Origin of the sequence: Hymenobacter aranciens (assembly GCF_030580865.1) — a bacterium.
GTDB classification, from domain to species: Bacteria; Bacteroidota; Bacteroidia; order Cytophagales; family Hymenobacteraceae; genus Hymenobacter; species Hymenobacter aranciens.
The window spans coordinates 121,868-142,064 of sequence record NZ_JAUQSY010000002.1 but is presented as its reverse complement, the minus strand read 5'-3'; the positions used below and the strand labels follow the sequence as shown (position 1 = coordinate 142,064).

General features: G+C 64.6%; 17 protein-coding genes. 12 read left to right on the top strand and 5 right to left on the bottom strand.

Going from position 1 to position 20,197, the window contains the following annotated elements:
- Positions 1–153: 153 nt before the first annotated feature.
- The 5 genes from aroQ to Q5H93_RS02745 all read left to right on the top strand — a co-directional run bounded on the left by aroQ (position 154) and on the right by Q5H93_RS02745 (position 4,608).
- On the top strand, positions 154–600 hold the full coding sequence (gene aroQ, locus Q5H93_RS02765) for a type II 3-dehydroquinate dehydratase (protein WP_305004956.1): 447 nt from the start codon (positions 154–156) through the stop codon (positions 598–600).
- A gap of 362 nt (positions 601–962) precedes the next feature.
- On the top strand, positions 963–2,039 hold the full coding sequence (locus tag Q5H93_RS02760) for an aminotransferase class V-fold PLP-dependent enzyme (RefSeq protein ID WP_305004955.1): 1,077 nt from the start codon (positions 963–965) through the stop codon (positions 2,037–2,039).
- Positions 2,040–2,256: 217 nt separating this feature from the next.
- Positions 2,257–2,817, top strand: a complete 561-nt coding sequence (locus Q5H93_RS02755; RefSeq protein ID WP_305004954.1) for a MarC family protein — start codon at positions 2,257–2,259, stop codon at positions 2,815–2,817.
- Between the two features lie 169 nt (positions 2,818–2,986).
- Positions 2,987–3,472 (top strand): ribonuclease HI, encoded by a 486-nt coding sequence (gene rnhA, locus Q5H93_RS02750; protein ID WP_305004953.1) that lies wholly within the window; start codon positions 2,987–2,989, stop codon positions 3,470–3,472.
- Entirely contained in the window at positions 3,469–4,608 is a 1,140-nt protein-coding gene (locus Q5H93_RS02745) for an acyltransferase family protein (protein WP_305004952.1), read from the top strand. Before rnhA ends, Q5H93_RS02745 begins: the two co-directional genes overlap by 4 nt.
- A 133-nt stretch (positions 4,609–4,741) precedes the next feature.
- Here Q5H93_RS02745 and Q5H93_RS02740 read toward each other — a convergent pair whose 3' ends face one another.
- The gene (locus tag Q5H93_RS02740) at positions 4,742–5,821 is read right to left on the bottom strand and encodes a T9SS type A sorting domain-containing protein (protein WP_305004951.1); all 1,080 of its coding nucleotides are present in this window, start codon (positions 5,819–5,821) and stop codon (positions 4,742–4,744) included.
- 126 nt (positions 5,822–5,947) lie between these two features.
- On the opposite strand from Q5H93_RS02740, the gene Q5H93_RS02735 reads away from it, so the two are divergent.
- Both Q5H93_RS02735 and Q5H93_RS02730 read left to right on the top strand, forming a co-directional pair.
- Positions 5,948–6,670, top strand: a complete 723-nt coding sequence (locus Q5H93_RS02735) for a tRNA1(Val) (adenine(37)-N6)-methyltransferase (RefSeq protein WP_305004950.1) — start codon at positions 5,948–5,950, stop codon at positions 6,668–6,670.
- Between the two features lie 107 nt (positions 6,671–6,777).
- Entirely contained in the window at positions 6,778–10,536 is a 3,759-nt protein-coding gene (locus tag Q5H93_RS02730) for a fibronectin type III domain-containing protein (protein ID WP_305004949.1), read from the top strand.
- A gap of 68 nt (positions 10,537–10,604) precedes the next feature.
- On the opposite strand, the gene Q5H93_RS02725 is transcribed toward Q5H93_RS02730, so the two are convergent.
- From Q5H93_RS02725 to Q5H93_RS02710, 4 genes are all read right to left on the bottom strand, one after another.
- Positions 10,605–11,297, bottom strand: coding sequence for an ABC transporter ATP-binding protein (locus Q5H93_RS02725; RefSeq protein ID WP_305004948.1), 693 nt, complete (start codon positions 11,295–11,297; stop codon positions 10,605–10,607).
- A gap of 211 nt (positions 11,298–11,508) precedes the next feature.
- Entirely contained in the window at positions 11,509–12,471 is a 963-nt protein-coding gene (locus Q5H93_RS02720; RefSeq protein ID WP_305004947.1) for a hypothetical protein, read from the bottom strand.
- Positions 12,472–12,713: 242 nt separating this feature from the next.
- Positions 12,714–13,073: a TlpA family protein disulfide reductase gene (locus Q5H93_RS24115; RefSeq protein WP_369810979.1), complete on the bottom strand. Its 360-nt coding sequence runs from the start codon at positions 13,071–13,073 to the stop codon at positions 12,714–12,716.
- Positions 13,074–13,151: 78 nt separating this feature from the next.
- Positions 13,152–14,498: a saccharopine dehydrogenase family protein gene (locus tag Q5H93_RS02710; protein ID WP_305004945.1), complete on the bottom strand. Its 1,347-nt coding sequence runs from the start codon at positions 14,496–14,498 to the stop codon at positions 13,152–13,154.
- A 114-nt stretch (positions 14,499–14,612) separates the two neighbouring features.
- Between Q5H93_RS02710 and Q5H93_RS02705 the strand changes: the two genes are divergently transcribed.
- The 5 genes from Q5H93_RS02705 to Q5H93_RS02685 all read left to right on the top strand — a co-directional run bounded on the left by Q5H93_RS02705 (position 14,613) and on the right by Q5H93_RS02685 (position 20,109).
- Entirely contained in the window at positions 14,613–15,737 is a 1,125-nt protein-coding gene (locus tag Q5H93_RS02705) for a hypothetical protein (RefSeq protein WP_305004944.1), read from the top strand.
- 62 nt (positions 15,738–15,799) lie between these two features.
- The gene (locus tag Q5H93_RS02700; RefSeq protein WP_305004943.1) at positions 15,800–16,297 is read left to right on the top strand and encodes a cytidine deaminase; all 498 of its coding nucleotides are present in this window, start codon (positions 15,800–15,802) and stop codon (positions 16,295–16,297) included.
- Between the two features lie 5 nt (positions 16,298–16,302).
- Positions 16,303–16,953, top strand: coding sequence for an alpha/beta hydrolase (locus Q5H93_RS02695; RefSeq protein ID WP_305004942.1), 651 nt, complete (start codon positions 16,303–16,305; stop codon positions 16,951–16,953).
- A 129-nt stretch (positions 16,954–17,082) separates the two neighbouring features.
- The gene (locus tag Q5H93_RS02690; RefSeq protein WP_305004941.1) at positions 17,083–17,442 is read left to right on the top strand and encodes a hypothetical protein; all 360 of its coding nucleotides are present in this window, start codon (positions 17,083–17,085) and stop codon (positions 17,440–17,442) included.
- A 363-nt stretch (positions 17,443–17,805) separates the two neighbouring features.
- Positions 17,806–20,109: a beta-1,3-glucanase family protein gene (locus tag Q5H93_RS02685; protein ID WP_305004940.1), complete on the top strand. Its 2,304-nt coding sequence runs from the start codon at positions 17,806–17,808 to the stop codon at positions 20,107–20,109.
- Positions 20,110–20,197 lie beyond the last annotated feature (88 nt).

Below are 20,197 nucleotides of genomic sequence, written 5' to 3'. Positions count from 1 at the left end.
TGGGAATTTGGTGGGGCAAAGGTAGCCCTTGCCGCGCCGCCGCCAAGCGCCGTGTGCCATTGTAGCGCGAACTTTGTAGTTCGCGTCCCCGCGCCGATTGGGCGTTCCGGGACGCGAACTACAAAGTTCGCGCTACAACGACCTCCCCTTCTCATGGAAATTCTCCTCCTCAACGGCCCCAACCTCAACCTGCTCGGCCGCCGCGAGCCCGGCATCTACGGCAACCGCTCCTTCGAGGACTACTTCCCCGAGCTCACGGCGGCCTTCCCCGACTTTACGCTCACCCACTTTCAGTCGAACCACGAGGGCCAGCTCATTGATAAGCTGCACGAAGTGGGCTTCAGCTACCACGGCGTGGTGCTCAATGCCGGCGGCTACACCCATACCAGCGTGGCCCTGGCCGATGCCGTGGCGGCCATCAACACCCCGGTCGTGGAGGTGCACCTGAGCAACCTGGCCGCCCGCGAGGACTTCCGGCAAAAGAGCCTCCTCGGGCGGCACTGCGCGGGCAGCATCAGTGGCTTCGGGCTCGAAAGCTACCGGCTGGCGCTGCACTGGTTTCAGCAGCAGCGGCCCAAGCGGGTAGGGTTTCGGGTGTGAAAAAGAAGCCATCCCACATCCGGGGAAGGCATCTTTGGCCCCAAAGTATGCCTCACCGGATGTAGGATGAAGGTTTTGAGACCAAAGATGCCGTCACCGGATGTGGGATGAGGGTTTTGGCGCCAAAGATGGCCTCCCCGACGTTTGGATGGCTTGGTTTGGGGCCAAGGATGCCTTCCCCGGATGCGGGACGGCCTGGTTCTGACGCCAAACGTGCGCGGCCAAACATTTGGCTAGCCGTGCTTGCTTTTCTGTTCCAATAAAGGCCGTAAATCCTTCGGCCGGCCCTCCCCCCTGCCGTACCTTTGTGGAGTCGGAACTGCCTGCGCCGCGTTCCCCTTCAACCCTTAAACTTTCGCCTCGTGGCTGCTACCTACACCTTCAACCCCGGTCCTTCGGCCGTTTATCCCGCCGTGCGCGGCTACCTGCAAGACGCTTTTGACGAGGGCTGGCTCGCCGCCCCGCACCGCTCCGAAAAGGTCACCAACCTGGTGCGCCAGACCGTGACCGACCTCAAAACCAAGCTCAACATCCCGCAGGACTACACGGTCCTGTTCACCGGCTCGGCCACCGAGTGCTGGGAAATCCTGGTGCAGAGCCTCACCCCGCGCCGCTCGTTTCACCTCTACAACGGCGACTTCGGCCACAAGTGGCTGAAATACGCCCAGGCCCAGCGCCCCGAGAGCACCGGCGTGGTCTTCGGCCTCGATGAGGTGCCCAACTTCGCCACCCTGCCCCAGCCGCTCGACAGCTACGACCTCGTGGCCATCACCCAGAACGAAACCAGCACCGCCACCCAGCTGCGCGAGGGCTTTATCCTGAACCTCTTCAACCGCCTCGGCAACGCCCTGCTGGCCGTGGATGCCACCAGTTCGATGGCCGGCATCAACCTCAAGTTCATCAAGGCCGACGTGTGGCTGGCCTCGGTGCAGAAGTGCTTCGGCCTGCCCGCCGGCCTGGGCATCCTGGTGCTCTCGCCCCGCGCCGTGGCCCAGGCCAAGGCCGTCAACGACCGCGCCCACTACAATGCCCTGCCGGCCATGCTCTCGCAGATGCTCAACCACCAGACCAACTACACCCCCAACGTGCTGGGCATCTACCTCCTGGGCCGGGTGCTGGCCGAGCGCGAGCCCATCAAAACCGTGCACCAGCACCTCGTGGACCGCGCCGAGAAGCTCTACGCCTTCTTCGAGCACAACACGCCCCTCACGCCCCTCATCACCAACCCCGAAACCCGCTCCACCACCGTCATCGGCCTGCGCGGCGAGGCCGCCCTCATCGACGAAATCAAGGCCAAAGCCAAGGAAGCCGGCCTGCACCTGGGCAGCGGCTACGGCCCCCTCAAAAACACCACCATCCGCATCGCCAACTTCCCCGCCGTGCCCGATGCGGCGTTTGAGGCGCTGGTGCAGTTTTTTGTGAAGGAGTTTCCGGGGTAGGTAAAGGGCTGAAAGAACGACAAGCTCCCCTCCTTGGAAAGGAGGGGATGTTCAGCCGCAGGCTGAACGGGGGTGGTTCGCCCGGTCGCGCCGCTAGAACGACCCTCCCGCCACCACTAACTTCCCCTAACGGCGCGAGCGGGCGAACCACCCCCGTTCGCCGCTCTTCGCGGCTCACATCCCCTCCTTTCCAAGGAGGGGAGTTTTCGTTCTGCCTATGCTCGTTTTCAAGCACATCCTATCCGTCACCCTCACGCTCTTTGCCGTGATTGACATCATCGGCTCCATCCCCATCATCATCCAGATTCGGCAGCGCGAGGGCCGCATCAAGCCCGAGCTGGCCACCTTCGTGGCGGGCTGCATCATGGTCACGTTCCTGTTTCTGGGGCAGAGTATTCTGGGCTTGTTCGGGGTCGATAACCAGAGCTTTGCCCTGGCGGGCGCGGTCATTATCTTCCTCATCGGCCTGGAGATGACGCTCAACATTGAGCTGTTTAAGTCGGACCTCAACGACAGCACCGGCTCCATTGTGCCGCTGGCGTTTCCGCTCATCGTGGGCGCCGGCACCATGACGACGCTGCTCTCGCTGCGCGCCGCCTACTCGGTGCCCAACATCCTCGTCGGCATCGGGCTCAATCTGGTGTTCGTCTACGTCGTGCTCAAAACCAGCCCCTGGATTGAGCGCCAGCTCGGCAAGGCCGGCGAGAACGTGCTGCGCCGCGTGTTCGGGGTGATTCTGCTGGCTATTGCCATCAAGCTATTTAAAGCGAATTTTTAAGAACGTCTTCGATAGAACGTCATCCTGAGCGTAGCGAAAGGACCTCGCCCGCGCCTCGTGTGGCAGTAATCAAAATCGTTCTGCCGTCATCGTTCAACGAAGCGGGCGAGGTCCTTTCGCTGCGCTCAGGATGACGTTCTGATTTTTTCTCCGTCTCCCTTCCTCTCCCATGTCCTCCCCCACCATTCACCTCTACACCGACGGCTCGGCCCGCGGCAACCCCGGCCCGGGGGGCTACGGCGCCATCCTGCGCTATGGCCCCCACGAAAAGGAGCTCACCCAGGGCTTTCGCCTCACCACCAACAACCGCATGGAGCTGCTGGCCGTGATAGTGGGCCTGGAGGCCGTCACGCGCCCCGAAATCCCGGTGCTGGTGGTGTCCGATTCCAAGTACGTGGTCGATGCCGTGGTTCAGCGCTGGGTGTTCAACTGGGAGCGCAAGCCCGATTTCGCCAAGAAAGCCAACGAAGACCTCTGGCGCCGCTTCCTGAAAGTGTACCGGCAGCGCACCGTCACCTTCCGCTGGATAAAGGGCCACGCCGGCCACGCCGAAAACGAGCGCTGCGACGTGCTGGCCGTGCAAAGCGCCCTCGGCAAAGGCCTGCTGCCCGACGAAGGCTACGAGCGCATCGTGGCCGCCGCTCCCCTGCTATGAGGCAAACCTCCCCAGCGTACTACCCGGCCCTGACGGGCCTGCGGGCGCTGGCGGCGCTGGCCGTGTTTATGTTTCATCAGCGCGGGGTGGCGTGGTTTAGCTCGCCTAAGCTGGCTACTGACTTCCGGGCCGTCATCAGCGAGCTGCACATTGGCGTGTCGGTGTTTTTCACCCTGAGCGGCTTTCTGCTCACGCGGCGCTACGCCAGCCGCCGCTTCACGCCCCGCGTCTGGCTCGATTACCTGGTGCACCGGGTGGCGCGCATCGCGCCGGTGTACGTGGTGCTGACCACGGCCACCTTCCTCGCCAGCTATTTCGAGGTGCCCCAGGCGTTCGGTAAGTGGCTGAAGCTGTATATCGTGAACGTAACGCTGCTCAAAGGCCTCACCGAAGAATGGTATCTCACCGGCATCGGCCCGGCCTGGTCGCTCACGGTGGAAGAAGGCTTTTATCTGCTGGCGCCGGTGCTGTTCTGGCTGGGCTGGCGATTCGGGCCGCGCCGGGCCTGGCCGCTGCTGGCGCTGGGGCTGGCCGGCCTGGGCCTGGGCGTTTATGCATTGCTGCCGGGGCTGGGCACTTACATGTTCGTGCTGAAAGCGACGATATTCGGCCGCCTGACCGAGTTCCTGGTGGGCGCGGGCTTCGCCTGGTTTTTTTTCCGGGAAACGCCGGAACAAACCCCGAAGCGCGGGCGGCTGACGCTGCTGGGCAGCCTGGCGCTGGGGCTAGCCGTGGCGCTGCTGACGGGTATTCACCACGCGGCGGGTGTAGGCGTGAGCATCGTGGTGCTGCCCGGCGCGCTGGCCAATAACCTGCTGCTGCCCTGGGCCACCGGCCTGCTGCTGGTGGGCCTGGCCACCGAAACCACCTGGCTAAGCCGCGGGCTGGGCTCGGCCCCGCTGCAGCTGTTGGGGCGCGCTTCGTACTGCTTCTATCTGCTGCACATGGGGGTGGTGGCGCAGTGGCTGCGGCCCTGGTTGGTGCCCGCCCTGGCGCCGCCGGTAGCCACGCTGGTGCTGCTGGCGCTGCTGTGGCTGGCGTCCATCGGGCTGTACTATGGCCTGGAAAAGCCGGCCCACCGCTGGCTGCTGCAGCGCTGGCATCGCCACAAAGGCGCCCCGCAGCTGCCGGGCTAGCTGGTGACGGCTAAACTGCTTATGAACTAATGAACTCCGCCGCTACGCCGGCCTGAACGGGCACGGTGCTACAAAAAAGCCCCGTTTCCGGCGGGGAAACGGGGCTTTGGCGTCGCGAAACCAGGCCGGCCGGTTATTCCTGCGCGACTTTTACCAGCTTCTCGGTTTTCACAATGGTCCCATCCGGCCCGCGAAGTTGCAGCAGGTACATGCCATCGGGCAAGCCGTTCAGGTCGAGGCTGGTGGCCGGGGCCGCCGCGCGCACCGTCTGGCCGGTGAGCGAGTAGAGCGTAGCCGTCAGGCGCAGGGGCGAGGCGAGGTACACCACGCCACGGGTGGGGTTCGGATACACACTAGTTTGCTGCGCCAGGGCACTGCCGCGCGCGGCCAGTGTGGTGAGCTGAAACGGACTCGAAATGGTGTGACAGTACGGGTCCTCGGCCTGTACCCAGTAGGTTCCCAGGGCGGTAGGATTGTACACGTTGCCGGTAGCGCCCCCGATGGCCACGCCATTAAGGTACCACTGGTAGGAGCTCAGTGCCTGCCCGGCGGGCGGATTGGCCTGCAGCTGCGAACCCACCTGGGTGATGAGTGGGCGGGTGGGCTGGCGCACCACCACATCCACGGGCAGGCTGCGCTGCACGTAGTTCGGGCACTTGGCCGGTGCGCCTTCCACGTAATAGCTTCCCGTCTCCGCTATTGTCAGGGTGGGGCTGCTGGCGCCCGGCAGCAAGGCGCCGTTGTGGTACCACTTGATGTTCGTGGTGTACGGCGCGTTTACGCTCAGATACAGCGTGTCCCGGTCGTGCAGACGCGTCGAGTCGCAGAGAATGACGGAGCCGTTGTTGGGGTCGATGGCAAAGCCCGTGGCCCCGCCGCGCGACACCACGCTGACCGGCAGAAACGCCCAGCCATCGACGAGCACGTTGGCCGAGGTGGCCGTGCAGCCCGCCTGCGTGGCTGCCACCTTAAACTCACTGCCGGAGTCCTGGAAAGCATCGACCACGTAGTAGCGGTTGGTGGCGCCCGGCAGCAGCACGTTGTCCTTATACCACTGGTAAGAATCGTAGGCCTGCGTCCAGATGGTATCCTGTGAATTCGGGCACAAAATCAGGTTATTGGGCGTAACCGTGGGTGTGAAGGAGCATTGCGCCACGGTGCGCAGGGCGGGCAGCAGCAGCAGTAAGGCAATAAGTAAACGTGTTGGCTTCATAGGGGCAAGTAAGTGATGAGAAGATGAAGTGAAAGCGTATGGAATACCTCACCCCGAACCTCCTATCTCTAAAAAGGTTTTGCTTTGTTCAGCGGCCCGCATAGGCAGGCAGTATGTTTGCAGCTTATGCCCAACGACTACTTTGAGTTCCAGCAGTTCCGCATCGCGCAGGCGGCCTGCGCCATGAAGGTGAGCACCGACGCCTGCCTGCTCGGCGCCGTGGCCGACCTGCACGGCGCCACCCGCCTGCTCGACATTGGCACCGGCACCGGCCTGCTGGCGCTGATGGCCGCCCAGCGCCACCCCGGCGTGGACATCGAAGCTATCGAAATTGACGAAGCCGCCGCTGCCCAAGCTGCCGAAAACGTAGCCGCCAGCCCCTGGGCCAGCCGCATCCGCGTGCAGCCGCTGAGTCTGGCCGCTTATGCGGGCACACAGCCAGCTTCATTTAGCCACATTATCTGCAATCCGCCGTTTTTCCAGCAGTCGCTGCGCTCGCCCGATGCGGCGCGCAGCACCGCCCGCCACACCGCGCCCGATACGCTTTCCTTTGCTGAGCTGGCGGGCTTCGCGGCGGAATTTCTCGCCTCAAACGGCCTGCTGACGGTGCTGCTGCCGCCCCTTGAGATGGCCGCTTTCGAGCGGGAGGCCGGGCAGGTGCAGCTGCACCCGGCCACGCGGCTGGTGGTGCGGCACCGGGCGGGCAGCCGCGTGCTCCGGCACATCGTGGGGTTTCGGCGGGTGGCGGGGCCGGTAGTGGAAACCGAGTTGGCTATCCGGGCAACGGCGGGCGAGGACTACTCGCCGGCGTTTCGGGCGCTGCTGGCGGGGTTTTACCTGGCGCTTTAGGCAACCGGCTAGCCGTAAGCCGCTCCCAAGGGTGCCGGTTGTAAGCGGGCTTTCGCAGAAAAGGTCGTATCTAGTGCCGATTTTTCACCTCATCTCTCACTTCTGCTGTGCAAACAACCCTTACTTCATCTACCATTTCAACCATTTGCCGCCAGCTGCTGCCGGTGCTGCTGTGGTTTGGCTGCTTATCAATGGCCTGGGGGCAGTGCCCGGCCCCGACTGGCCTGGCCGTCAGCAACCTCACGGGCACCGGCGCCACGCTGGCTTTCACCGGACCGGGCGCGGCGCTGAGCTACACGGTGTCGTACACGTATCCGGGCGGCACCACGGCGGTGGTCGTGAGCCCCAACCCGACGGCCCCGCCGGTGAGCCTTACCAACCTGCTGCCCAACACCAGGTACACCGTCAGCGTGAGCAGCAATTGCAGCGGGGGCGGCGTCAGTCCGGCCTCTACCCTCACGTTCACTACGTCTGTGCTCAACGATGAGCCTTGCACGGCCCAGGTGCTGCCGCTGAGCGGAGCCACCTGCCAGCCCACCGCCGGCACGCTCGTCGGGGCCACCACCAGCCCGGCCAATGGGTACTCCCAAGCCGGCTGCTCGAACACGCGGCCCTTTGACGTATGGTACCGCTTCACCACGGCGGCAACGGGACCGGCCAGCACGGGCGCGACCATCACCGTCGCGGGCGCCACGGCCGGCGAGCTGCGCCTATTTGCGGGGGGCGGCTGCGGCGCTCCGCTCACCGAAATAGCCTGTACTGCTGGTACATTCACCAGCCAGACGGCGCCGCCTTTGGTGCTGGGCACCCTCACGCCTAATACTACTTACTACCTGCGGGTATCGCAATACAATGTAGGCCTGGGCCCTTTCACGATTTGCATAGCCGACCCGCCCGCCTGCGGCGACCCTATCAACGTGGACCTGGCTAATATCACGGCGGCTACGGCGCAGCTGCAGTTTTTGCCGGGGCCGGGTAATCTCAGCTACCTCGTGACGTATGCCCCGACGGCGGGCGGCCCGGCTACTACGCTCACGCCCAACCCGACCACGACACCTATCCAACTAACTGGCTTGACCCCGCTTACGGAATACACCGTCACGCTGCAGGCCATTTGCGCCAGTGGCGGGCCGGGCACGATTATCACCCGCACGTTTATGTCCGGCAATCCGCAGGACGAGCCGGCCGGGGCGGTAGCCTTGCCCCTGGCGGCCACCTGCCAGCCGGTGGTGGGCTCGCTGCGCCAGGCCACCGCTACCGTGCCCAACGGCTACGGGGCCTCCCCTTGCTCGGCCAACAGCGCCAGCTCCAGGGATGTATGGTTTTCCTTCACCACTGCCGCTACCGGGCCGGGCAGCCGGGGCATCACCGCCACCGTAGCCAGCCCCCCGAACCGCGTCAATGGAAGCTTTCTGCGGGTATTCAGCAGCCTGAATGGCGCCAATGGCCCCTTCACCGAGCTGGGGTGCAGCATCTCGGATGGTTTGTCGGTGGCTCCGCCGCTCACGGTGGCGGGCCTGAGCCCGGGCACCACGTACTTCCTGGCCGTGTCGGGAGGTACTACGTCGTACATAAGCGGCCCCAGCACCATCAGTCAATTCTCCATTTGCCTCACGCCGGCCCCGGCCTGCCCCGCTCCCACGGCCCTGCAGGTTACTTTGCTGAGCCGGACGGAGGTCCGCTTCGACTGGCAGGCCACCGGCCCGGGCGGCACGTTCATTGTTGAATATGGCCCGGCGGGCTTTGTGCCGGGCACCTCGGCCCCGGGCGCTACGCGGGTGCCGGGCCTGAGCAGCACCACCTACACGGCCACGGCCCTGACGCCCGGCCAGGCCTACGACTTCTACGTGCGCCGCGACTGCGGCGCCGACGGCCCCAGCACCCTCAGCGGACCGGTATCCATTCAAACCCAGCTGCTGGCCAACGACGAGCCCTGCGGCGCCATTGCCGTGCCGATGGGCGGCGCCAGCTGCACCGCCCCGGTCACCGGCACCCTGGTGGGGGCCACCCAGTCGGTGGCGGCGCTGGGCTTGTGCGGCGCGCAGAATCCGTCGCGCGACGTGTGGTTCACGTTCACGACGCCCGCTACCGGGGCGGGCAGCCAGGGTGCCAGCATTGTCGTTACGGGGGCCGCGGCCACGCACCTGGCGGCGGGCAGCGCTGCCAGCTGCACCGGCACCTTCGCGCAGCTAGGCTGCACCACGGGCAGCAGCGGGCCGGTGGGCGTGGCGCAGGCGGCGGCGCCGCTCATCCTGCGCAATCTGACGCCTAACACGACCTACTACGTGCGCGTGGGCTACGATGAGGACCTGCTGGGCATTCCGGCCGACACGTTTGCCATCTGCATCAGCGAGCCCGCCGCGTGCAACAACATTACCAATGCCCGTGTGGAAGCCCTGACCGCCAGCTCGGCCCGGTTGATGTTTTCGCCGGCAGCGGGCAGCACCGGCTACACCGTCACGCTCACCAGCGCCGGGGGCTTCACTTCAACCTTTACGACCACGGCCCGGCCCATTCCGCTCACGGGCCTGCTGCCGAGCACCACCTACACGGCCAGCATCGTGAGCAGCTGCGGCAGCGGCCAGAGCCTGCCCGTGACGCTGACCTTCAGCACCACGCCGGTGGGGCCCGTCAACGAGGAGTGCGCCGGCGCGCTGCCCGTCGTTTGCGGGCAAACCATTATTGCCTCGACCTTCAATGCTCATCCCGTGACGCTGCCGGCCACGTCCTGTGGCGGTAGTGGCTCTGCGGGCTTGTTTTACCGCTTCGTAGGCACCGGCGACAGCATCAAGCTGAGCACCTGCCGGCCACTCACCGACTTTCCTAATTCCATCCGGGTATTCAGCGGTACCTGCGGCGCTCTGACCTGCGTGGGGCAAAGCTCGGGCAACTCGGGCTGCCCGGCCAACCCGGAGTATGGTCAGTACAATTTTCTGAGCCAGCTTGGTACCACGTACTATATTTTCGTGAGTGCCCGGCAGTCTATCCCGGCATTTGGCACGTTCGAGCTGACGCTCAACTGCGTACCGCGCATTGCGATTTGTCCGCCGCCCACTGGCCTTAGCGTCACTACCAGCTTTCTAAATCCGCTCACCGGCCTCGATGTCAGCTTTACCCCGGGCACGCCGGGCGTGAGCAGCACCACGCTCACCTACGTTCCCACGGCGGGCGGCCCCACCGTTACCGTTGCGAACGTGAGCTCGCCGCTGACGATTACCGGCCTGACACCCAACACCAGCTACGAGGTGTGCCTGGTGAGCAACTGCGCCGGCGGCACCACCTCGGCCCCGCCGCTGTGCGCCACGGCCAGCACCGCCCTGCCCTGCGCCCCCGCCACCAACCTTACCCTGACGCCCGTCGCCGGCCGCGCCAATACCTACAGCTTTGCCTGGACCGGCCCGCCCAACGGCCGGGGCTACGCCGTGAACTACACTGCCAGCGGCGGCTCGCTGCAGGTAGTGCCCGCGCCGGTCATCTCCCCCGTCACCCTGACGCTGGTGCCGGGAGTCAGCTACACCTTTGCGGTAGCTACGGATTGCGGTTACAACAATGGTTCCTCGGCTACTACCACCCTTACGGCGCCGCTGGGTACCCACTCCGCCGCCCTGGCCGCGCAGCTGGGCCTGCACCCCAACCCGGCGCACCACGAGGCCACGCTCACCCTGCCCGGCACCCTGCTGCTCCGGCGGGGCGCGGTAGTGCAGCTGAGCAATGCGCTGGGCCAGGTGCTGCAAAGCACCACCCTGCCCGCCAGCGCCGCCGATACCTCCCTCACCCTGAGCCTGGCCACGCTGCCCGCCGGTTTCTACCTCGTGCAGGTGGTTACGGCACAAGGCCTGGCCACGAAGCGCCTGCTCGTAGAATAGCGCCGCGGTTGGTGGTAGCGCGAGGCACTGGCTTCGCGCTACCACCAACTGCCGGTTACCATTGCCCGCTACAGCAGCGCCGCCAGCTGGGCCAGCTTTTCGCCGTGCAAATCGGCCAGCAAATCCGCTTCGAGGGTGCCAAACTCGTCGGCCTGGTAGTGGCGGCGCACCCGGCCCGCCACCAGCACGGTTACTTCATCGGCCACGTCGGTCATGGCCCCCAGGATGTGCGAGGTGAGCAAAATGCTGGTACCGCGCTGTCGCAGGCGCTTCAGCATTTCGCGCAGCAGCAGGTTGGCTTCGAGGTCGAGGCCGTTGAAGGGCTCGTCGAGAATGAGGTACTGAAAATCCTGCACCAGCAGCGCCAGCAGGGCCAGCTTCTTGCGCATGCCGGCCGAGTATTCGTCGGCGTACTGGTCAAGGGGCAGCTCCAGCAGCTGGTTCCAGCCCGTGAAATCGGGCACCGGGCGGCCCCGCGCCTGCAGGCAGAATTCCAGGTACTCGCGCCCGGTGAGGCGGGGATAGAAATAGGGCTCGTAGGGCAGCAGGCCGGTGCGCTGGCGCAACTCAGGGCCGGCGGTGTCGCGAATGGAGCCTTCGAAGTCGGTTTCCAGGCCGTAGAGGCAGTTGATGAGCGTGGTTTTGCCCGCGCCGTTGGCCCCCACCAGGCCGTGGATGCGGCCGGGATGCAAGGTCAGGCTCACATCGTGCAGCACCTGGTGGCGGCCGTAGGCTTTGCGGAGGTTTCGGATTTCAAGCATTGAGTAGTGGAGGTTTGGATTTGGCACAGTCTGCCATGCCACAAGTTTTCTCTACAGAAAAACTTGTGGCAATTCTTCACACAAATTTTTCTGTAGAATAAATTTGTGGCATGGCAGGCCGGGCCTTAGCGGGCGTGACTGAAGGGGGTATTTCTGCTTCGTATGGCATCTGGGTGAACCTGCGAGTTGGACTTACTGGATAGCGCAACCCCTAAGTCTGCGCTCCCCCCAGCACCTGTCGCAGCCGGCGCTGGCTTTGCCACCACAGCCCGCCCGCCGCCACCAGCAGCAGCGGCAGATAGGCCGGGTGGCCGGGCAAAGTGAAGGTGATGGCAATGAGCAGCGCCTGCGAGATGCGGATTTGCAGGCCGTTGGGATAGAAGGCGTACTTGGTGAGGATAATCAGCGCCACCAGCCCCAGCCAGGCCAGCCCTACGGCCAGCCCCGCTCCCACGCCGCCCGCGCAGCCCAGCAGCCAGACGAACGGCGCCGCCGTGAGCCCGGCGTAGCCCAAACCCAGCAGCAAGCGGCGGCGCAGTACTGCCGGGGCGCTGCTGCCCGTCAGGGCCAGCATCGTGAGCGGCTCGGGGGTGCCGTAGCTGCCCAGCACTACCAGCAGCCATACGCCCAGCGCCACTAGCGGCCCCAGCGGCGTGGCCTGCTGCCACCCGGCCAAGGCCAGCAGCGCCGGCCACAGCAGCCCGGCCCGGGTAGCGCGCAGGCCACTCACCCACTCAAAGGCTTCGCTACGAAGCAGACTACGTGGCCGCTGGCGGGTCGAGCGGCCAGCGCTGGCCGCGCCCGCCCAGGCCGCCAGCGGGGCTACCAGCAAGGTGATTCCGGCACTGGCGTACGCGCCCATCACCAGCAAGGCCAAAGCCACCGGCAAGGCCAGCAGCGCATATTCCACGGCCAGCCACGGCTGGAAAGCAGGGTTTACCGTGGTCAGAAAGCGTAAGTCGGCGCGCTGCCGGTGGGCGCTGGCCAGCCCGGCCAGCACCAGCCCCGGCACCACCCAGCGGCCCAGTGGGTGCGGGGCCAGCGCGGCCAGCGCCTTGCTACCCGCCATCAGCAGGAAGGGCAACAGCAGCAGCAGGCGCAGCCAGCCGATTTCGCGCAGCTGCCGGCCCAGCAGGCGGCCGCGCAGCTTCAAGTAAATGGAGAGCGTTTGCATAAGTGAGCAACTGGGAGGCACGGCCAGCTACCTGAGCTGCCCAAATCCACAAGCCGGAAATTTCTACTTTCCGGATGCCTTGCGCGAGTCACCGGTTGCCTGCACCTGGTTCTGGCGAATAGCTTCTTCAATGGCCGCCGCCGCGCCCGGATGCGACGGACGGGGCGCGCGGCTGTTCAGAATGCGCCCGTCGGCTCCCAGCAGCCAGTATTGGGGCACCTCTCCCTGTTGGAAAAGCTGGCCTAGCGCGGTGTCGCCGGGCTGGCTAATAAACTGCCGCTGCAGGGCCAGCGGCGCATCAGTCGCCGCCTCCTGCGCCAGGGCGCCAGGTTGGTATCGATGGAAATTCCCACGAAAACCACCTCCGGCCGCCCGGCAAACTGCCGGCGCAAGGCCAGCAGTACCGGCTGCCCGGCCTGGCAGGGCTTGCACCAGTTGGCCCAAAAATCGAGGTAGTGGTGCTGAAGTCGCCGGTGGCAGCCATCCGCACGATGGCCGTATTCTTGCGCATGGCCACCCAATTCAGTGAGTGCAGCAATCAAAACGCCCGCGCTGGGGCGTGCGCTATGTTGCCCCGCAGGGGCCGGCTGCGCCTGGGTCATGGGGGTCAGCAGCATACATGCGCTGCCCAGCACACTGCGCCTTACCCAGCCCCAGGTCATAGCCTTTATGAGCGAAGGCTAGTTTTCCTCCTCCACGAAGGTGATGCCGTAATCAGCCGCCAATTCATTGAGAATCGGCTCGTATAAATCGGTCTGCACCGGAATAACCACCCCGCGCTGCGTCAGCTCACCGCGCAGCAGGCGGCGCACGGCCATGCCCAGCGGCAGGCCTACGGTTTTGGCCATGGCGGTGTGGGTGGCGTCGTCGCCCGTCACCACCAGCGAGGAGGTGGCGCGGCGCCGCTGCCCATCCAGCTCAAACTCGAACAAATGCTGCATCACGATAAGGTCGTGGTCGTGCGGTTGCAGGGCCCACTTTTCGGTCAGCAGCTTTTCCAGCAGTTGCGCAGGCGTGGCATCGGGCAAGCCCACGGGGCGGTCCGAAAACAAACCCAGCCAGTGCAGGCGACCCATTTCCTCGCTTTCGGGGGCCAGGTTCAGGTAAGCAGCCAGGCGGGTGGGCAGGTCGAGGCCCGGGGCTTTGGCAATGGGCAGGTAGGCTTCGATAAGCTGCTCCCACGTTAGCGTATCGGCGTTGCCGAGGCGCACGGCATCGTCCGTCAGGCCCAGGCGCACCAGGGCGTGCCAGGCGGCGCAGTAGCCGGGGCGGCGCAGGGTGCCGCGCAGGATGGTCGGGATGTCGTCGAGCCCGTAGGGTGCGCGGTAGCTCAGCGAGTCGCGGTTAGCATAGCCCTCAAACTCGCCCCAGCCGGGCACGGCCAGCGTCTCGGTGCGGGCAAACAATTGCTGGTACGGGATAAAGCGCAGGTGGCCGTTTTCGAGATACTTCGCCGTGCTCTGCCCGGCCAGCACCACGTTGCGCGGGTTCCAGGTGAATTTATATTTCCAGGGGTTGTCGCCCTCGGCCGCCGGCGCCAGCAGGCCGCCGCAGTAGCTTTTGAACGACGTGAGCCGCCCGCCCCGGGCCCGGATGTGCTCAATCACGCGCATGGCCGACATGTGGTCGAGCCCCGGGTCGAGCCCGCATTCCATCAGAAACGTCAGCCCTTGCGCCGCCGCCTCAGCCCCCATTTCCCGGATTTCGGCACTCACGTAGCTGGCCGTGGCCAGGTGCCGCCCGTGGTGCAGGCAGGCCCGCGCCACCACCGGGTGAAACAGCGCCGGCAGCATGGAAATCACCACGTCGGCCTCACTCACCAGCTGGTCGAGCAGGGTTTCATCCTCCAGGGCAAAGGGCAGCACGCGGGCGTATTCGGAGTGCGCGGCCAGCACCGGCGCGAGGTGGGCCGGGTTGGCATCGGCCACGGTCAGAAACCAGTTTTCGGTGGGCGCGTGGCGCAGCAGGTATTGAATGAGCGACGAGGCCGAGCGGCCCGCGCCGAGAAGTAGCAGACGGGAATTCATCGGGCAAAAGTACGGGACCGGCCGAATAGCATCCCACTGGGCCTGGCCAGTATCTTTACCCGATTACTCCCTTGCCTTCACCGGGCGTTTTCACCACTCCACCACCTCAGGCTTATGACAGGCTTCCACTGGCTGCTGGCTGCCTTATTGCTCAACACTTTGAATGTGTGCGGGCAAGCCAAACGCCTGCCCGTCAACCGCCTGGAGCACTACACCGACCACGGCCCGCGCCGCTGGCGCGGCACTATTGGCGGGCAAGCCGTGACGCTGCAGCTGGACTCGAACCGCTGGGGCTACTCCGGCAGCTATTACTATGACCGCCGGGGCCGGGAACTGCACCTGTATTCAGAAAAAGGCCCTACTAAAAGAAATCAGCTAACGCTACGCGAAACCGTGGAATCTGCTACCACCGGCTATTTTGAGCTCAACAAGCCAATCGGCGTCCAGCTCAGCGGCACCTGGCGCAGCCCGGATGGCAAACGCCGCCTGCCGCTCGCCCTGCACGAAACCTACGCCGATGCGCTCGCCTACGATGAGGAAACCTGGGAGCTCAACCGCTTCGTGGTCAGCCCCTATCATCCCAACACCAACATCGACTCCGCTACTTTTCACCAGAGCTACCTACGGCTCCGCCAGCCGCTTACCGCTGCTACTCGCCAAATTCAGCAGGCGCTCCGCCGCCCTGCCCCCGTCCGGCGCATGGGCCATTATCTCGATTCCCTGCTGCGCGTGAAGCAGGAGGTACGGTCGGATTATTCTTTCACCGGCTACCAGTACGTGCTGTACAACAGCAACTATCTGTTTTCGGTGGTGCAGTTCGAGCATTTCAACACCCTCCACTACGACGACGATGCTTACTCTCACCAACGGAGTCGCCGCAGCACCTACGACCTGCGCACCGGCCGCCGCCTTGCCCTGCCCGACCTGCTGCGGTCCAACTACGGGCCGCAGCTGCGCCGCTTGCTGCTACAGCAGCTGAAGCCCGTCTGGGAAAACCCTCACTACGACCAGGTGGGCGCCAATGGCAAGCTACCCGCCAGCGGCTTCCTGGTAACCGCTACGGGGCTGAGCTTTACCTACGATGAACGTGACGACGAAAGCTTGAGCTTTCCTGGCCCCTACCACGCCGACCAGACCATCGAAGTAGAAATTCCCTACGAAACGCTCCTGCCCATCCTCCGCCCCGACAGCCCCCTGACCACTCTCCTGCTCGAACGCAAGCTCCTGACCCGAAAATAACCTGCCCGCAACGCGCGCATTTTTCGCATTATCTTCGCCGCCCCTAATTTTCTGCCACTTATATGGCCCGCCACGCCCGCACGCTGCACCTGCCCTACGAAGAGCTGGATTCCGCCCACGACCTCACGCCCGCCGAGCAGGCCGTGTGGGAAGCCGCCCGCGCCGCTACCGACCACGCCTACGCGCCCTACTCCGGCTACCACGTCGGAGCCGCCCTGCTGCTGGCCGACGGTAGTATTTTCCAAGGCACGAACCAGGAAAACGCCGCCTATCCCTCGGGCCTCTGCGCTGAGCGCACCGCCTTGTTTGGCCTGGCGGCCAGCCAGCCGGGGCACGCGCCCATCGTGGGCATGGCCGTGGCGGCCCGCCCGGCCCAGGGCGACTTCGGGGCGGCCCTGCCCTGCGGCGCCTGCCGCCAGGTGATGCTGGAATCGGAAGCGCGCCAGGGCCAACCCATTCCGCTGCTGCTGCCCAGCCGGCACGGCACCATCCTGCGCTTCGCCGCGCTGGTCGATTTGATGCCCTTTAACTTTGCGGCCGACGATTTGCCCAGCGTCTAAGCTTCATGCCCGATTTTCACTTCACCACCCCGCGCACGGCGCGCTACGAGCAGCGGGGCACCCCCTCGGCCGATACCAAAGAGCTGTGGATAGTATGCCACGGCTACGGCAGCCTGGCCAACTTTTTCGTGCGTCACTTTGCCTGGCTGGCCGATGACGACCCCAGCACCGTGGTGGTGGCCCCCGAAGGCCTGTCGCGTTTCTACCTGCAGGGCACGAGCGGCCGCGTGGGTGCGTCGTGGATGACCAGCGACGACCGCCTGAGCGAAATTGCCGACCACGTAGCCTACCTCGAAAGTCTCACCCAGCACCTGCTGGCCCAGTGCGGCCCCGAAGTGCAACTCACCGTGGTGGGTTTCTCCCAAGGCACGGCCACCGTGAGCCGCTGGCTGGCCCACACCGGCCGCCGCCCCGCCCATCTCGTGCTGTGGGCCGGCGACTTTCCCGCCGACATCGAACCCGCCGCCGCTACCTTATTGCTTACCAATCTGAAGCTAACGCTGGTGGCCGGCGACTCCGACGGGTATTTCGGTCCCGAGAAGCTGGCTCAGCAAGCCGAATACCTCACCCAGCTGGGTGGCCGGCCTGCGGTGCGCACCTTTGAGGGCTACCACGAGTTGAAGCGGCCCATTATCAGGCGGCTGGCTGGACGCTAGGCGTATAAGCCCAGGTGAGCTGAAACGGAGCAGGGCAGGAATGGCCAGGAGCCGTTGCTACGGCAGGCCGGCAAACTCCGGCAGCGCAAGTAGCCCGCTTGCGGCCGCCGAAGCTGCTATCTTGCCGGCATGACACTGACTTTCCCTTTCCAAGTGGCCGCTGCCAAAGCCGCCACCGACTCGCCCCGGCAGTTTGCCATCCTGGCACCCGTGGGCGAGCTCGACGGCTACGCCAAACTCTTTGAGGACTTTGGCTACGGCGGCGGGGTAACCAGCTGGCAGGAGCACCTTGAAACTATCATCGAGGATGAGCGGCCCGACCTACTGAACCACCTGGAATTCGACTCGGTGGGCGAAACGCTGCTGCTGTATGCCGACAGCCCGGCCGCCGTGCGCGAGTTTATGGCTTGCGTATTGCCGTATTTCGGCGATTTTGAGAAGTTCCGGAAGTATCTTAATCAGACCGACCCGTCCGATTATTTTGAGTAAGACCCGGGCCGGGGGCGGCTTGCTGAAGGGCAGGTAAAAAAAGTTAGGCACGCAGCATTGTTTTTTAAACAAAGGTGCCCGGGAACGTTTGCAGAGGTGTTGTGCGGGACTGCAGGCACTGCTTTGCAAAAAAGGCAGCCCGGCGGGTGCAGTAAGCGGGTGCCACGTGTGTAGTAAGCGAAAAAGATGCGAAAAATGAGCTTTAAAGGCCGTTTGTTCGCATTTTTTTTATTCGCACGCCGCCCTACATTTGGTCCGGCTTCGCCCGCTGCCACCTGCCCGATGCGGCTGGTAACGAGTGAAGCTGCTCCCGGCCGGAGTAGTTACCATCTCACCATTCTTCATCACCAAACTCCCACCACCATGAGGAAACCCGCACTTTCATTCCTGTTGGGCTTGGTAGCGCTGCTACTGCCCTTTGCCAGTTGGGCCGGCAACCCGGCCCTCCCCTTCCAGATTACCAACGCCTCCACCACGCCCGACGCGGATTTGTACGTGGCCATCGTGGGCATCGACGGCAACGGCAATCACTGCTGGATAAACCCCACCAACAGCCAGGTGCTGCCCATGAGCAGCAGCTACAACACCGTAACGGGCCCCACCTACAATGGCAACACCGGCCCCGGCGCCAACTCGAAGTATGCCAACTGCTTCTTCAAGCTGAGCACCATCCCGAACAAGACGTTTAACCTGCCCTACATCGCCGGCTGCCGGGTCTACATCTCGCGCCAGTCGCAGCTGTACTTCTACTTCTTCGGCGCCAGCGGCGCGCCCTCGGGCTACTCGGCCCCCGACCCGCAAAACCCCAACGACCCAAACAAGGGCCTCATCTACGAGATAATTGAGCTGACTAACAACGCCGGCGGCATCTTCTGCAACACGTCCCGCGTCGATGCCTTCCACTACCCTATGGGCCTGGAACTCTTCGGTGGCGGCGGCTACTACAAGCGCACCGGCGAGCTGAAAACCGCCGCCCAGATTCTGGCCGCTTACCAGGCCAACGTCCCCAGCGAGTTCCAGAGCCTGGCTAACGCGAGCACGGGCATCATCTACTGCCCCGGCAAGTCGCCCGCCTTCCAGGCTGGCGGCGCCCAGGCTGGTTATTTCAACTCCTACATCGACGCCATCTGGACCAAGTACAAGACGACCGACCTGATTTTCTACGCCGGTAACGCGGGCGTGTTCAAGGGCCGCGTCGATGCCAACAACCGCCTCGTGGTGGTGGGCCAGTCGGGCGCCTTCACGGGCCGCACGGGCATCATTCCCTCCAAGCCCACGCAGCTTGACATGCTGGAAGCCCGCGGCGCCCTCGCCACCGGCGTGAGCGACGTAACCGTAGACCTGGTGGTGCAGTCGCAGGTAGCGGCGGCCATCAACCGTCACATTATTAGCACGGCTGCGGGCAGCCCCGGCCAGCAGGACTTCTACAATGCCTCGACCTACTTCCAGACCGCCCCGATGAATTACTACGCCCGCTTCTGGCACCTGCCCGGCATCAGCGTGGATAACTTCAGCTACGGTTTTGCTTATGACGACGTGAACGACCAGTCGTCGACCCTGCAAAACACCGCGCCCACCAAAGTGGTAGCCGTGTGGGGCGGCTTCGCGGGCTCGGTTACGCCGCAGGCCATCCCCGGCAAGATTGAGGCCGAGAGCTTTACCGCCCAGCAAGGCACCGATTCTGAAGTTACCACCGACACTGGCGGCGGCCGCAACGTGGACTGGTACGAAACCGGCGACTGGCTCGACTACAGCGTGAACGTGGCTACCGCCGGCACCTACACCGCGCAGTTCCGCGTGGCCAGCGCCAACGGCGGCGCCACCCTGCAGCTGCGCAACAGCAGCGGCACCGTGCTGGGCTCCATCAACGTGGGCAACACCGGCGGCTGGCAGAACTGGCAGACCATCAGCACCAACGTAACCCTGCCCGCCGGCACCCAGACCCTGCGCCTCCACGCCTCGGCCTCCACCGGCTGCAACGTGAACTGGCTGAACTTCGTGGCGGCCTCGTCGGCCTTCAGCGTGACACTGCAGGCCGAAGCCGCCAACGTGAACAACGGCATGACCATGGAAGCCTGCACCGACGTCGGCGGCGGCCAGAATGCCGGCTACATTGATGCCGGCGACTACCTCGTGTGGAACGGCATCAACTTCCCCACCACCGGCACCTACACCATCGAATACCGCGTGGCCAGCGGCGCCAGCGGTGGCACCATCTCTTCGGATTTGAACGCCGGCAACATCCAGTTCGGCAACTCGACCATCGCCGGCACCGGCGGCTGGCAGAACTGGACCACGGTATCGAAGAACGTGACCATCAACGCCGGCACCTACAACTTCGGCATCTACGCCCAAACGGGCGGCTACAACCTCAACTACGTGCGCATCACGAAAGCCGCCGGCGCCCGCCCGCTGGCCACCGCCAACGACCAGCTGGCCAGCCAGCTGAGCCTGTACCCCAACCCCGTGGCCGAAAAGCTGCAGCTCGAAACCACGCCCGCCCTGGCCGGCAGCAGCTACCGCCTGCTCAACTCGGTGGGCCAGGCCGTGGGCAGCGGCCAGCTCGGGAATACGCTGAATGTGGCTAACTTGCCCGCCGGTCTGTACATGCTGGTAGTTACCACCGCTGATAAGCAGACCGTCACCAAGCGTTTCACGAAGCTCTAAGCCACACTTAATCTATTCTTTCACGCAAAAAGGCGGTCCGGTTTCCGGGCCGCCTTTTTTATGCGGGCTCGTTCAACGCCAAATTAGC

Excerpts from the sequence above, each read along its gene's own strand:
- Q5H93_RS02720 (WP_305004947.1), bottom strand. The coding sequence starts at position 12,471 with ATGCAAACGCTCTCCATTTACTTGAAGCTGCGCGGCCGCCTGCTGGGC.
- rnhA (WP_305004953.1), top strand. The coding sequence starts at position 2,987 with ATGTCCTCCCCCACCATTCACCTCTACACCGACGGCTCGGCCCGCGGC.
- Q5H93_RS02755 (WP_305004954.1), top strand. The coding sequence starts at position 2,257 with ATGCTCGTTTTCAAGCACATCCTATCCGTCACCCTCACGCTCTTTGCC.
- Q5H93_RS02695 (WP_305004942.1), top strand. The coding sequence starts at position 16,303 with ATGCCCGATTTTCACTTCACCACCCCGCGCACGGCGCGCTACGAGCAG.
- Q5H93_RS02690 (WP_305004941.1), top strand. The coding sequence starts at position 17,083 with ATGACACTGACTTTCCCTTTCCAAGTGGCCGCTGCCAAAGCCGCCACC.
- Q5H93_RS02735 (WP_305004950.1), top strand. The coding sequence starts at position 5,948 with ATGCCCAACGACTACTTTGAGTTCCAGCAGTTCCGCATCGCGCAGGCG.
- Q5H93_RS02725 (WP_305004948.1), bottom strand. The coding sequence starts at position 11,297 with ATGCTTGAAATCCGAAACCTCCGCAAAGCCTACGGCCGCCACCAGGTG.
- aroQ (WP_305004956.1), top strand. The coding sequence starts at position 154 with ATGGAAATTCTCCTCCTCAACGGCCCCAACCTCAACCTGCTCGGCCGC.
- Q5H93_RS24115 (WP_369810979.1), bottom strand. The coding sequence starts at position 13,073 with ATGACCCAGGCGCAGCCGGCCCCTGCGGGGCAACATAGCGCACGCCCC.
- Q5H93_RS02685 (WP_305004940.1), top strand. The coding sequence starts at position 17,806 with ATGAGGAAACCCGCACTTTCATTCCTGTTGGGCTTGGTAGCGCTGCTA.
- Q5H93_RS02740 (WP_305004951.1), bottom strand. The coding sequence starts at position 5,821 with ATGAAGCCAACACGTTTACTTATTGCCTTACTGCTGCTGCTGCCCGCC.
- Q5H93_RS02710 (WP_305004945.1), bottom strand. The coding sequence starts at position 14,498 with ATGAATTCCCGTCTGCTACTTCTCGGCGCGGGCCGCTCGGCCTCGTCG.
- Q5H93_RS02705 (WP_305004944.1), top strand. The coding sequence starts at position 14,613 with ATGACAGGCTTCCACTGGCTGCTGGCTGCCTTATTGCTCAACACTTTG.
- Q5H93_RS02700 (WP_305004943.1), top strand. The coding sequence starts at position 15,800 with ATGGCCCGCCACGCCCGCACGCTGCACCTGCCCTACGAAGAGCTGGAT.
- Q5H93_RS02745 (WP_305004952.1), top strand. The coding sequence starts at position 3,469 with ATGAGGCAAACCTCCCCAGCGTACTACCCGGCCCTGACGGGCCTGCGG.